This window comes from Arthrobacter sp. HMSC06H05, from assembly GCF_001807395.1.
Classification (GTDB): domain Bacteria; phylum Actinomycetota; class Actinomycetes; order Actinomycetales; family Micrococcaceae; genus Pseudoglutamicibacter; species Pseudoglutamicibacter albus.
The window spans coordinates 120,310-133,674 of sequence record NZ_KV788983.1 but is presented as its reverse complement, the minus strand read 5'-3'; the positions used below and the strand labels follow the sequence as shown (position 1 = coordinate 133,674).

11 protein-coding genes and 2 tRNA genes are annotated in these 13,365 nt (G+C 55.8%); 2 read left to right on the top strand and 11 right to left on the bottom strand.

Annotated features, from left to right (window positions below):
• The first annotated feature begins 43 nt into the window (after positions 1-43).
• Positions 44-361, top strand: coding sequence for a cell division protein CrgA (locus tag HMPREF3160_RS05650; protein ID WP_232219275.1), 318 nt, complete (start codon positions 44-46; stop codon positions 359-361).
• Positions 362-458: 97 nt separating this feature from the next.
• Here the strand turns inward: HMPREF3160_RS05650 and HMPREF3160_RS05645 are convergent, their stop codons facing one another.
• From HMPREF3160_RS05645 to HMPREF3160_RS05635, 3 genes are all read right to left on the bottom strand, one after another.
• Positions 459-629 (bottom strand): DMT family transporter, encoded by a 171-nt coding sequence (locus HMPREF3160_RS05645; protein ID WP_070491326.1) that lies wholly within the window; start codon positions 627-629, stop codon positions 459-461.
• A 653-nt stretch (positions 630-1,282) separates the two neighbouring features.
• Positions 1,283-2,029: a rhomboid family intramembrane serine protease gene (locus HMPREF3160_RS05640; RefSeq protein ID WP_070507528.1), complete on the bottom strand. Its 747-nt coding sequence runs from the start codon at positions 2,027-2,029 to the stop codon at positions 1,283-1,285.
• Between the two features lie 97 nt (positions 2,030-2,126).
• Positions 2,127-2,669 (bottom strand): peptidylprolyl isomerase, encoded by a 543-nt coding sequence (locus HMPREF3160_RS05635; RefSeq protein ID WP_035756067.1) that lies wholly within the window; start codon positions 2,667-2,669, stop codon positions 2,127-2,129.
• A 175-nt stretch (positions 2,670-2,844) separates the two neighbouring features.
• On the opposite strand from HMPREF3160_RS05635, the gene HMPREF3160_RS05630 reads away from it, so the two are divergent.
• Positions 2,845-3,789, top strand: a complete 945-nt coding sequence (locus HMPREF3160_RS05630; RefSeq protein ID WP_052048439.1) for a hypothetical protein — start codon at positions 2,845-2,847, stop codon at positions 3,787-3,789.
• 336 nt (positions 3,790-4,125) lie between these two features.
• On the opposite strand, the gene HMPREF3160_RS05625 is transcribed toward HMPREF3160_RS05630, so the two are convergent.
• The 8 genes from HMPREF3160_RS05625 to dnaN all read right to left on the bottom strand — a co-directional run bounded on the left by HMPREF3160_RS05625 (position 4,126) and on the right by dnaN (position 13,293).
• Positions 4,126-4,198 (bottom strand) — tRNA-Ala (locus tag HMPREF3160_RS05625).
• 1 nt (position 4,199) lies between these two features.
• Positions 4,200-4,276 (bottom strand) — tRNA-Ile (locus HMPREF3160_RS05620).
• A gap of 298 nt (positions 4,277-4,574) precedes the next feature.
• A complete protein-coding gene (locus tag HMPREF3160_RS10190; RefSeq protein WP_083285473.1) occupies positions 4,575-5,114 on the bottom strand; it encodes a DUF3566 domain-containing protein in 540 nt (179 codons plus the stop codon).
• Complete coding sequence (gene gyrA / locus HMPREF3160_RS05610; RefSeq protein ID WP_035755729.1) at positions 5,111-7,780, bottom strand: DNA gyrase subunit A; 2,670 nt, start codon at positions 7,778-7,780, stop codon at positions 5,111-5,113. The genes HMPREF3160_RS10190 and gyrA overlap by 4 nt, the downstream gene beginning before the upstream one ends.
• Before the next feature lie 114 nt (positions 7,781-7,894).
• A complete protein-coding gene (gene gyrB, locus HMPREF3160_RS05605) occupies positions 7,895-9,901 on the bottom strand; it encodes a DNA topoisomerase (ATP-hydrolyzing) subunit B (RefSeq protein ID WP_141739851.1) in 2,007 nt (668 codons plus the stop codon).
• Between the two features lie 429 nt (positions 9,902-10,330).
• Positions 10,331-10,987, bottom strand: a complete 657-nt coding sequence (locus tag HMPREF3160_RS05600; protein WP_083285472.1) for a DciA family protein — start codon at positions 10,985-10,987, stop codon at positions 10,331-10,333.
• Positions 10,968-12,161 (bottom strand): DNA replication/repair protein RecF, encoded by a 1,194-nt coding sequence (gene recF, locus HMPREF3160_RS05595; RefSeq protein WP_070507525.1) that lies wholly within the window; start codon positions 12,159-12,161, stop codon positions 10,968-10,970. Before recF ends, HMPREF3160_RS05600 begins: the two co-directional genes overlap by 20 nt.
• 7 nt (positions 12,162-12,168) lie before the next feature.
• Positions 12,169-13,293: a DNA polymerase III subunit beta gene (dnaN, locus tag HMPREF3160_RS05590; RefSeq protein WP_070507523.1), complete on the bottom strand. Its 1,125-nt coding sequence runs from the start codon at positions 13,291-13,293 to the stop codon at positions 12,169-12,171.
• Between the last annotated feature and the right edge of the window lie 72 nt (positions 13,294-13,365).

Here is a 13,365-nt window from a genome sequence, read left to right as displayed (position 1 = left end):
TGAGCCGTTGACACCGCTACGTTGAATGGGTTGAGGAGGACACGTGTCTGAATCTTCCAAGCGCGCATCTTCTAATCCGAAGAAGATTGGGAACCCTGCTGCACGTAACGCTGCGATCAAGCAGCAGGAGCTGACTCGTCGTCAGCGCCGTGAAGCCAGCGAGTTCCAGCCTGTTTCTCCTGTATATAAGGCCATCATGTTTGGCTTCATGATTCTCGGTCTGGTGTGGATCGTGACGTTCTATGTTGCCCACATGGTCGGTGTCGAGTTGCCGATCCCGAAGATCGGTAACTGGAACATTCTGATTGGCTTCGGTATCTCCATGATCGGCTTCATCATGATGTTCGGCTGGCGAGAATAGAGCCAGTCGTCCTGTCTACTCAGCTTTTGAGGGGCGGAAGTTCGCATGAGTTGCGGGCTTCCGCCTCTTTCGTATCTGCCTCAATAGGTGCGTGTGCTCAGCTCGATACGAGTTTGAGCCCAATCACGCACGCGATCATCCCTAACAGGAGAAGCACTTTGATGATGCTGAAGTTTTCGTCACCGGTGATCATCCCGTAGGCGACGGCCGCGGAGGCTCCTATAGAGACCCAGATGGCGTAAGCCGAACCGGTTGGCAGGGTTTTCATGGCCCATGCAGGCCGAGAAACGGCGACTGTGGATTACAAGAGCTGTGGACCTGTGAACTTGAGTTATCCACAGGTGGGGATAAAGTGTGTGGATTGCGAAATATTCTCACAGTCTATGCACAGAAAGATGTCCGGATCCCCGGAATCACAGTCATCCCCGTATCTTAAGATCTGAAAGATCTTTCATAAATCACAACGGTGTAAGTTCTCCACACTGTGGAAAACGACTGTGGATAAACATGAAGATAACGGCAGGTGGCGAAAATTAACGAGAATTCCAAGATTCTGTCAACACCCGTGCACAAAGTTATCCACAGGTGGGGATAAAAAGTGGGAAAACATTCGAACACATCTTCGCTAGTGCTTGCTTTAAGTAATCTTTAAGCTGGATCTTGGCCTAGGTTATAGTTAGCACAGTTTTTCTTCGAATATTTGTCCCTTATTCGAATTACACCGTTGTGTTCTTGTCCACACTGTGGAGAACCACTGTGGATAAGTAAAGACGCCGCGTGCTTTACGCGGCGTCTGGGCTAGAGGTCAGTCAGGATGAGGGACAGGGGTCGCCATCAGGAGCAGAGGTCAGGGTCAGTCCTCTGCCCTAGGTCAGGCTCACAAGGCTTAGCTCGCAATGTTGTACGTCACGGTGTTGCACATCACGGTGTGATGCCGTATTTCGTGAGCGTTGATGTTACGTGGCTCGTGCTCAGCCATACGGCGAGGGCAACCACTCCGGCATAGATCGCAACTTCTGCAATGCGGCGCGGTACTTCCGTCACGATCTTCTGCCGCGACACGGAGGGTTTGATTCCTTCTGTCACATCGAAGAGGTCGCTTACACGTTCAAGAACATAGGGCTGGAAGCGTGCGGTCGCGCCCAGCACGATACCTGTGATTGCTCCGCCGAGGTGGCCTTCCCACGAAACTCCTGGCATGAACAGCCCCTGGAGAAACATGATGACCACAACGGTCGTGAGGCTTGCGAACGCCGTGGTTGCTCCTTTACGCAGGACCATGAGTAGGGAAGTGCACAGGGCGAAGATCCCGCCGGAGGCACCCAGCGCCCCGTCGATGGGGCTTGTTAGCAATACGACCGCGGCACTTCCTCCCACGACGCCTACGAGGAAGACTGCTATGAACCGGATTGTGCCTAGGATCCGTTCGAGCAGCAGCCCCACGTACCACAGCATCAGCAGGTTACTCAGTAGGTGCGCTGAAGGCAGGAACTCGGTGCTGTGGACAAACCCTGAACTCAATAGACGCCACGGTTGCTCGTTAACGTAGACCCCGCGGATCAACATGTCCTCGGTGAAGCTTTCCACCACAAGCTGGACGATATAGAACGCCACCAAGACCACAGTGATGATGATTGTTCCCGGGTAACGCGCCAGCAGATTCCTCATTGATATCCCCGTTCGTTCGATGTCTCCATGGTGAGAGCCCTTAAAGGCAGGTGCCCCGGCGCTGTTACAGCACCGGGGCACCTAAGCGAGCCACAAGTTACAGCTTCTTAATATCGATCGAGGAAATAACGACGTCCTCGAGTGGCTTATCGGCCGGGCCCGTAGGGACTGCGTTGAGCTTATCCACGACGGCCTTGGACGCATCGTCCACAACCTCACCGAAGATGGTGTGGTTGCCCTGCAGCCATGTGGTTGGCACGGTCGTGATGAAGAACTGGGAACCGTTGGTGCCGCGGCCCATCCGCTTACCTGCGTTGGCCATCGCGAGCTTATACGGTTCAGCGAACGTCAGTTCGGGATGGATCTCGTCATCAAACTGGTAGCCCGGGCCACCGATGCCGCGACCCAGAGGGTCACCGCCCTGGATCATGAAGTCCTTGATGATGCGGTGGAAGATGGTGCCGTTGTACAGGGGAGTGCCTTTACGGGCTTCACCCGTTGCAGGGTCGGTCCATTCTTTCTCGCCGGTTGCCAAACCAACAAAGTTCTCAACAGTCTGTGGCGCGTGGTTGCCGAACAGATTCAGAACTACGTCGCCCAAGCTCGTATGAATAGTTGCTTCATGCGTTGCAATGCTCATGCCCCCATCATCCCATGAGGCGCCCCTGTTTATGTGGCCGAATCATACGCGTTCAGTGAACAGGTTGGGGCAAGTTCTACAAATCCCAACACAACACCTCGTTTTCCGTCTAGGGTAAATGTATGGAACAACGTCTACTCATGTGTGGACGAACAACTAAAACAGGAGAGCAGTCATGAAAGACCGTTCAGTTAAGAAGACAGAAGGCGCAATTGCCAGCACTGTCGAGAATGTACGCGATTGGGCTGCTCCTAAGCTCCATGCGGCCACCGAAGCGCTTGCTCACGGTTATGAGCAGGTTTCCCCGGTTATTGCCGATGGTTTGAACACCGCTAAGGAGAAGGCAGCAGACATGATGGAAAAGGTTCAGGACGACGTCGTCCCCGCAGCTAAGGATTTCGCCTCCCGCGCGCAAGAAACCGCTAGCGAGACCTTTACGAACGCTAAGACTAAAGCTTCCGAGCTGGCAGCCCAGGCTCAGGCTGGAGCTAACGCTGGCCGTGCAGAGTTGGAAAAGTCCGCTAAGAAAGCGAAGAAGGGCAAGAAGATGTCCAAGCGTCAGTTGAAGAAGCAGGCTAAGCAGGCGGCCGAGGCGGCTCGTAAGGCAGCCGCTAAGGAGCGTAAGAAGCAGAAGAAGTCCGGCGGCAAGAAGTTCTTCTTGTTCGTCCTCTTCGCAGCGATTGGTGCTGCCGCTGTTGCTGCTTGGCGTGCATCCCGTCCAGTCGAGGACCCTTGGAAGAACCCTGCTCCTCAGGAGAAGGCCCCGACCTTGGCTTCGAAGCCAGCTTCCGAGAAGGAGTCCACTGTGGAGAAGGCTAAGGACGCCGCTAAGACCGGTGTCGATGCCGCTAAGGACAAAGCTGCAGACGTCAAAGACAAGGTAGCCAGCGACGACGCTAAGCACGCCGTCAAGGAGGCTGCTGGCAAGGCTAAGGACGCCGCTGGCACCGCAGTTGACGCCGCCAAGGACAAGGCTGCAGACGTCAAGGAGAAGGTCACTGGCGAGAAGCCTAAGCAGTCCGGCCGCCGCGCAGCCGATAAGCCAGTTGCTGAGAAGCCGGCTGCGGAGAAGCCGCTGAAGAACGCAAGCACCGGTTCGGATAACCCACTGAACAAGTAAGCGTTCCCGCTCGCAGACAGCGAGCTCAAAGACGCGAGAGCGCCCCCTCACCACACGTTGGTGAGGGGGCGCTCTCTTTATGCCTCGCTTCCTTTAACGGCCCTCACAAGGGCGTCAACAGGCCCACGGGGCGTCAAGGCGCTCAGGCCCTTCCCCTGAGGCCCTCCTGAGCCACCGGCCCATCAGTCTGCGCCTAAGGCTCCACAGGCAACCAGGGTTAAGGGTCAAAAGGGGCCGCGCGGGGCATAGGGCTGTCCCGCAGCCTGGTTGCGCAGTGGCCGTGAGTTAAATGACGAAGGTCCGGCTGACCTTTCGATCATCCGGACCTTCACTTTGTGGAGGATAGGGGACTCGAACCCCTAACCCTCTGCTTGCAAAGCAGATGCGCTACCAATTGCGCCAATCCCCCATGGTGGGCGTACCTGGAATTGAACCAGGGACCTCATCGTTATCAGCGATGCGCTCTAACCGTCTGAGCTATACGCCCGCACCATTTCCGTCTCTCACTCCGTGAGGAGTTTTGCTACGGAATTCCGCTAAGGAATCTTTCTTCAGTCGATTCTATTCCTAGAACCTTCTTGAACAAAATCGAAACGAAATCTAAACTTCAACTTTGCATCTCTCAATTTTCAAGAGATTCAGTATTCAGTTCTCATTCGTTTTGTTTCCTTAGCAGGAGCAACGTTGAAAGACTCTACCTGGTTTCTTTCTAAGTTCCAAATCGAACGTGATGTGATGTGAAACTCACGTAAACCGGACGAGACCGCCAACGTCACTGCAGGCGTCTAGTCGTCAGTTAACGTTACCGTAATTCCGCCAACAAGGGAAGCCGACAAGTTATAGATCACGGCAGCCACCATCGAAAGCACCGTCAACAGAATCACGTTGACTACCGCGATGATCACCGAGAAGCTCGTGACGTTACCCATCGACACATAATCCTTGACATCAAACTTCTTGCCTTCACCCATAATCGTGCCCAAGAAGTTGTTGATCTGGTCAAGAACACCAGCGACGTCGAAGATAGCCCAGAGCACCACAGTCGCAACAACCGTGACCACGCCCAAAGCCACAGACAACAAGAACGCAAGCTTCAAAACGCTCCAGATGTCCACCTTGGACACCATGAGGCGTGCCTTACGCACCTTCGCCTTAGGCGCAGGGCGCACCAGGGTAGGGTTACTGCCACGCGCATTAGCTGGGCGAGCCCCCGACGACGCCGGACGAGCCTTCCCCTGCGAACTCACCGTTTGCGGGGCCGGGCTACGACCCTTCCCAGACGACGCGTTAGGCCGCTGCGCACCAGGATTCTTTGAGGTACTCACTCGTCTCCTCCGTCAGTTGGCTCAGAATCAGCGCCCTCGCCCTGATCATCTATCTGCACTTCAGCAACTGTACCCGCTTCGGTACCCTCCACGTCTACACCTGAAGTATCAGTCTCGTCATCGCCGGCTTCCTCACCGGCAGCTTCCAAGTCATGATTAGCGTTCTTCGCAACCGCAAGAATGTGATCCTTCTTGTCCGGCTTAGCGAAAATCACGCCCATCGTGTCACGGCCAGTAGGCGAAACCTGGTTCACAGCCGTACGGACAACCTTGCCCGACTGCATCACAACCAGGATCTCGTCATCTTCCTGAACAACCTTGAAACCAACCAGCTCGCCACGATCCTCAGGCAAGTTCGCAACCTTAATCCCGAGGCCGCCACGACCCTGAACACGGTAATCCGATACCGGGCTGCGCTTGGCATAACCGCTATCCGTGACAGTGAAGACAAACGAAGCCTCATCGTCACGAACAACACTCATACCCAACAGTTCATCGCCTGCGCGGAACTTCATACCCGTAACACCAGACGTCGCGCGACCCATCGGGCGAAGAGCGTCATCAGTAGCCGTGAAACGAACCGACATACCCTTCTTCGAAACCAGCATCAGATCATCATGCTCGCTGGCCAAACCAGCCGAAACAAGCTCATCACCCTCACGCAGATTCACCGCGATCACACCGGCCGTACGGTTCGTGTCGTACTCCTCCAAACGAGTCTTCTTAACCAAACCATTACGGGTAGCCAACACCAGATACGGCGACTGCTCATAATTCTCCAGCGCCAAAACCTGCTGAATCTGCTCGCCAGGCTGGAAAGCCAACACATTCGCCACATGCTGACCCCGCGCATCGCGCGCAGCCTCCGCCAACTCGTAACACTTCAAGCGATAGACGCGGCCGAAGTTCGTGAAGAACGCAATCCAATGGTGGGTCGTGGTCACAAAGAAATGCTCCACAACATCCTGGCCACGCAACTGCGCGCCACGAATGCCCTTACCGCCACGGTTCTGCGCCCGATAATTATCAGAACGCGTCCGCTTGACGTAGCCACCCTGAGTGATCGTGACAACCATTTCCTCAACAGGGATCAAATCCTCAACAGACATATCCCCGTCATAGCCACGCACAATCTCAGTGCGGCGGTCATCACCGAAACGCTCCACAATATCCGTGAGCTCCTCAGAAATCACCTCACGCTGCAACGTCTCAGAAGCAAGGATCCGCTCATAACGCGCGATCTCCTCCATCAACGCGTCATACGTGTCCTGGATCTTCTGACGCTCCAACGCAGCCAGCCGGCGCAACTGCATATCCAGAATCGCGTTCGCCTGATCATCATCGATCCCCAAGAGCTTCTTCAAACCCTCACGCGACTCATCAACAGTCGGTGACTTCCGGATCAACGCAATCACGTCATCGAGCACATCCAGCGCCATCAACAAAGCAACCTGAATATGCGCCAAAGCCTTGGCCTTCTTCAAACGATGCTTAGTGCGGCGGACAATCACATCGATCTGGTGATTAATCCAGTGAATAATGAACGCATCCAGCGAAAGTGTGCGCGGAACACCGTCCACGAGCGCCAACATGTTCGCCGAGAAATTCTGCTGCAGCTCCGTGTGCTTATACAGGTTGTTCAATACAACCTTCGGGACAGCGTCCCGCTTCAGGACAATCACCAGACGCTGACCAGTACGGCCAGAGGTCTCATCCCGCAAGTCCGCGATGCCCTGAATCTTGTGGTCCTTCACAAGATCAGCGATCTTGATCGCCAAATTATCCGGATTCGCCTGATACGGAAGCTCAGTCACAACCAAGCACGTACGGCCGTCGATCTCCTCGACATTAACCACCGCACGCATCGGGATAGAACCGCGACCAGTGCGGTACATATCCTCAATACCCTTACGCCCCAAAATACGGGCACCCGTAGGGAAGTCCGGGCCCTGAATGCGCTGCATCAGCGCCTCAAGCAACTCCTCACGGCTCGCATCCGGATGTTGCAGAGCCCACTGCACACCATCGGCAAGCTCACGCATATTATGCGGAGGAATATTCGTTGCCATACCAACGGCAATACCAGCCGAACCATTAGCCAACAGGTTCGGGAAACGGGCCGGCAAAACAGTCGGCTCCTGATTCTTGCCGTCATAGTTCGGCATGAAATCCACGGTGTCCTCGTGGATATCCCGAACCATCTCCATAGCCAACGGAGCCATCTTCGTCTCCGTATAACGAGGAGCCGCAGCGCCATCGTTACCCGGAGAACCGAAGTTACCCTGGCCCGTAGCCAACGGGTAGCGCATGACCCAGTCCTGAGTCAGACGCACCAACGTGTCATAAATCGCCGAATCACCGTGCGGGTGGAAGTGACCCATCACCTCACCAACAACACGGGCACACTTATTGAACCCGCGATCCGGCCGATACCCGCCGTCATACATCGCATAAATCACACGACGATGCACCGGCTTCAAACCATCACGCACATCCGGCAACGCACGACCAACAATGACAGCCATCGCATAATCCAGATACGACTGCTGCATCTCAGTCTGCAGATCAACCTGCGAAACACGGTCACCAGCAACCACCGCTGGAGCCAAAGACTCCCCGACGCCCTCAGCGTTCACATCCGGATCAGGAGTGTTGTTCTCACTCATCGAATTACAGCTTCTTCCTTAGCCTCAAAATCCAAAAGTCTTCCTCAGCAACAGCGCCACCGTCAGATCCATGTACTCGATCCACACCATAGAACGCCGCGCACCCTGACGAACCTAAATATCCAGGAACCTCACATCACGGGCATTCTGCTGAATAAACTCACGGCGAGACTCAACGTCCTCACCCATCAGAACAGAAAACACCTGATCCACAGCCGCAGCATCATCCATCGTGACCTGCTTCAACGTACGGAATTCCGGGTTCATAGTTGTATCCCACAACTCCGAATAATCCATCTCGCCCAAACCCTTATAACGCTGGATCGCATTATCCTTAGGCAAACGCTGGCCAGCCGCGCGGCCCTTCTCCAACGCCTCATCACGCTCAGCGTCAGTAAACACATAATCGTGCGGAGCGTTCGACCACTTGATGCGATACAGCGGCGGCTGCGCCAAATACACATAACCGCGCTCAATCAGCGGACGCATAAACCGGAACAACACCGTCAACAACAACGTGGTGATGTGCTGACCGTCAACATCCGCATCCGCCATCAAAACAATCTTGTGATACCGCAACTTCTCAATATCGAACTCTTCACCGATGTTCGTACCGAACGCGGTAATCATCGACTGAACCTCACGGTTAGCCAACGCCTTATCCAGACGCGCACGCTCAACATTCAGGATCTTGCCGCGCAACGGCAAAATCGCCTGAGTCCGCGGATCACGGCCACGCTTAGCCGAACCACCCGCGGAGTCACCCTCAACAATGTAGATCTCGCACTCAGCCGGGTTCTTCGACGAGCAATCCGACAACTTACCCGGCATACCGAACGTCTCCAACGGAGACTTACGCCGAGCCTGATCACGAGCCTTCCGCGCAGCCATACGAGCCTGCGCCGAAAGCATCGCCTTCCGGATCACATCCCGCGCCGGCATCGGGTTACGCTCCAGCCAGTCACCCAAACCGTCGTGAATAACACCCTGCACAAACCCACGCGCAATCGAGTTACCCAGCTTCGTCTTGGTCTGGCCCTCAAACTGCGGCTCACCCAGCTTGATCGAAACCACCGCGGTAAGACCCTCACGGATATCGTCACCCGTGAGGTTGTCATCCTTCTCCTTCAGAAGGTTATTCTCACGCGCATAACGGTTAATCAACGAGGTCAACGCGGCACGGAAACCCTCCTCATGAGTACCACCCTCATGAGTGTTAATCGTGTTCGCATACGTGTGCACCGACTCCGAATACGCCGAAGTCCACTGCATCGCGATCTCAACCGAAATCTTCCGGTCAGTATCCTCGGCCTCAAAAGCGATCACGTCTTCATGGATCAGCTCAGCCTTCTTCGACGCGTTCAGGAACTTGACGTAATCAAGCAAGCCCTCGTCATACTTATAATCCACCGTGCGATGCTGCGGCTTCTTCTCAGCCTCGCCTGCGTCCGCATCGGCCTCATCAACAACCTCATCACCGGCATCATCAAGACTGCGCTCATCAGTCAAAACGATGCGCAAACCCTTGTTCAAAAACGCCATCTGCTGCAAGCGCGCACGTAGGGTCTCAAAATCGAACTCAACCGATTCGAAAATCTCCGGATCCGGATAGAACGTCTGGATCGTGCCCGTCTCATCAGTCGCAGCACCACGCGTGAGCCCCTCACCCACAACGTGGCCGCCGTTCTCAAACGTCACATTCCACTCGTAACCCTGACGCTTAACACACGTGTCAATGCGGCGCGAAAGCGCGTTCACAACCGAAATACCAACACCGTGCAAACCACCCGAAACCGCATAACCGCCGCCGCCGAACTTACCGCCAGCATGCAAAATGGTCATCACGACCTCAACGGTCGGGCGGCCCTCCGTCGGGTGCATATCCACCGGGATACCGCGGCCGTTATCCTCAACACGGACGCCACCATCGTCCTGCAGGGTCACCCGGATCGTGTCCGCATACCCGGCCAACGCCTCATCGACCGAGTTATCAACCACCTCATACACGAGGTGATGCAAACCACGCGGGCCGGTCGAACCGATGTACATACCCGGGCGCTTCCGGACAGCCTCAAGCCCCTCAAGCACCGTAATCGCAGACGCACCGTATTCCTCAGTCACCTTATGGTTGCCGACATGGCCGGTGCCCTCATGTGTCTCACCATGAGTCTGATCCCCAGACCCCTCATGGTGTTCCGAAACGCCGTTCTCCGGCTGGATATCCTCCGCCACGGTACTCCCAGTTCTTCAATCATCTACAGCGGGCGCCTGCACCACACGCACAACAACAAGCACGCGGGCACACAAAAACGCCAATTTAGATCCATTCTAGCGCGGAATAAGTACGTTCGTCGCGTTAGCAGGCCCGTAAACGCCCCTTAGACACGATGCATCCCCATATATGTAGGGCATCCCCTCCGGCCCTCCCATCCCCTCAGAACCGATCGAGCGGGATGCGGAGTACGCAATACAAGGCTCAGAATGCGGGGTTCGGAAGGGCAGTGGTGGGAACGATGCGCCGGGTGCGAAACACACGATGCCTCGCGTGCCTCACCCGTATGTGTCCCGCGGGCCCCGCCCGCCCGGAGCAGACCGCGGCCCCTTACGCCACGAAGGCGCCGCCGGCCCCAAAGCCTTGATCCGCGTCACCACGCCATGACCCACCGCAGCATCCAAACGCTTCAACAAATCATGCTGCATCAGCTGCAGATTCGTAGCCCACGCAGTAGAAGAACACCGAACCACCACAACCGAATCCTCAAAAGACTCAGCAACCGCGTGCGCGGCAACCTGCGGCCCCACAATCTCAGGCCACCGAGCCAAAACAGAACCCACCGCAACCGGTTCAGCCCAGCCCCGCGAACGCATCATCCGCTCCAGTAGCTCACCCAAACCCACCGGATCACGCCCGCCAGCATCAGGATCATCCCACTTCTGCTTACGGCTCTTACGGGCCCGTGCCTTCTGCTTAGCGCGCTGAACCATCGCCGCATCACGGCGCACATCACCTTGGGACAAAGCAAGCTTCCGCGCGCGAGCCAAAACCACCGCCGGGGCGTCATCCACCAAAGCATCAAGCCCCTCAAGTTCAGCTTCGAACACCTCAACCTCATTCGGCTGCGCATCACAACCCTGCGTTTCAAAATCACAACCCTGCGTTTCAAAACTGTCCTCTTCAGGGCACGGCTCAGGCGTTTGTGGCGTCATCGATCATCACCTCCCCAGGCGAAACACGCACCACCGTGGCATCCAACCCTTGAGGAATCTCGCTACCCACCGCGGCAGTAACCACAACCTGCTCGGCATCCGCCAGCGCCGCCACCAGACGCTGCCGCCGGAACTCATCCAACTCAGCGAACACATCGTCCAGAATCAATACAGGACGCGCCGCATCGGAAGGGTCATCCTCCATCAGAACCCGAAACGCCGCCAACCGCAAGGCCAGCGCCAACGACCACGTCTCCCCGTGAGAGGCAAAACCCTTAGCCGGCGCGGACCCAAGCCCCAACATCACATCATCACGATGCGGACCAACCGTTGTCGTGGCACGCTCAATATCACGGGCGCGGGAAGCCTCCAACGCTTGGCTCACCACATCAGTGATGTGCACCATATCAGGGGTCAACAACGTCTGCTCCGCGACCGGGCCATCAACCGAACCCAGCGTTTCCGCCTCATCAACCACTGTCGCGAAATAACGCAACGTAGCCGCCTTAGCCCCATTCGTCAGCTCCGAATAAGCCTGGGCAACATGCGGAGCCAACAATTTCGCCACATGAATCCGGTTCCGCATAAGCGGTGCCGCAGCTTGCGCGAAATGCATATCCCACACATCAAGAGTGGCCTCGTGGGCTTCAGTGAAACCGCCCGATGCGCGAGCCGACTTCAAAAGTGCGTTGCGTTGACGCAATACCCGGTCAAATTCGTTGCGCACCGCGGCCTGATCCGGCCGAAGCTGCACCACAAGATCATCAAGGAAACGGCGCCGAACCTCCGGCTCGCCCTTGACCAGCTCCAGATCTTCAGGGACAAACAGGATCGAACGGAGAATGCCTAAAGCCTCACGAGCTCGCGAAAAATCAGCGCGATTGACCCGTGCCCGGTTCCGACGCCGCGGATTAATCTCAACTTCAACACGCGTCAGGCGGTCCCCGCGGTTAACCTGGCCCGCGATCAACGCGCGCTCCGCACCGAAACGCACCAGCGGTGCATCCTGGCTCACACGGTGAGAATCCTGTGTAGCCAAATAGCCGATTGCCTCAACAATGTTGGTTTTACCCACACCATTGGGCCCCACCAAAACAGTAGTGCCAGGGCTCAAAGGCAACTCGAGATGCTGATACGTACGGAAATCGTGCAGCGAAAGATGCGTCAGATACACCTAAACATCACGCGTTAGGCAGTCGCACCGGCATCACCAAATAGCGGAAAGACATATCCGGCTGGCCGGTTTCCTGATCAAGCGCGGTCAACATCGCAGGCTTCGGCGCGGTAGTGAACGCAAACTGAACATTCTCAGTGTCAAAAGCAGACAAACCCTCGGACAAGAACGGAGGGTTGAAAGCGACCGTGATCTCATCGCCGTTGAGCTGGCTTTCGATGGCTTCTTCAGCTTGGGCCTCTTCACCCGTTCCCGCATCGAGCGCGACCTGGGCATCAGTGAATTGCAAACGCACAGGGGTGTTTCGCTCAGCCACGATCGAAACACGGCGAACGGCCTCAATCAGCTCAGGAGTAGAAACCGATGCGTGAATAAGCGATTCCTCCGGGAACAGAGAGCGAATCTTAGGGTAATCACCATCAACCAAAAGCGTAGTGGTGCGGCGCGAACCCGAAACGAAACCGACAATATCGCCGTTTTCCTCCATGCAGATGCTGAGCTCACCAGCAGAACCTAACGTCTTAGCGACATCCGAAAGGGTCTTAGCCTTCACGAGAGCCGAAGTTGAAACGCTCGATTCAGCTGGCTTCCAATTCAACTCACGCATCGCAAGACGATAGCGGTCAGTCGCCAATAGTGTCATCGTGTCATCTTCAAACTCAACCTTGATGCCAGTGAGGATCGGCAAGGTTTCATCACGAGCAGCAGCAACCGAAACCTGAGCAACAGCCCGAGAGAATTCTGCGCCATCAACAGTGCCAAGAACATCGGGCATCTTAGGCAGGCTCGGGTATTCATCAACCGGCATGGTGGCCAAGTGGAAACGGGAACGGCCACACGAAACCGTGAGCTTAGCGTTCTCAAGTTCAAGAGTGACTGGAGCCGCAGGCAAAGTACGGGCGATGTCGGCGAGCATCTTGCCAGAGACAAGCACCGAACCTTCCGTTTCGATGTTGGCATCCACGTCAAGGTGTGCCGAAGTCGTGTAGTCAAAAGCCTCAAACGTCAGAGTGTTATCCGCGGCAGTGATCAAAATACCGGAAAGTACAGGGGTCGCTGGACGAGGAGCGAGTGCTCGAGCAGTCCACGTCACGGCTTCAGTGAGCACATCACGGTCCACGCTGATCTTCACAGATTCACCTTCCGATGCGAAATACGAGGCTTTCGGTGCGCATGAGATTCAAGCACAAGAGTAAGACCTTAT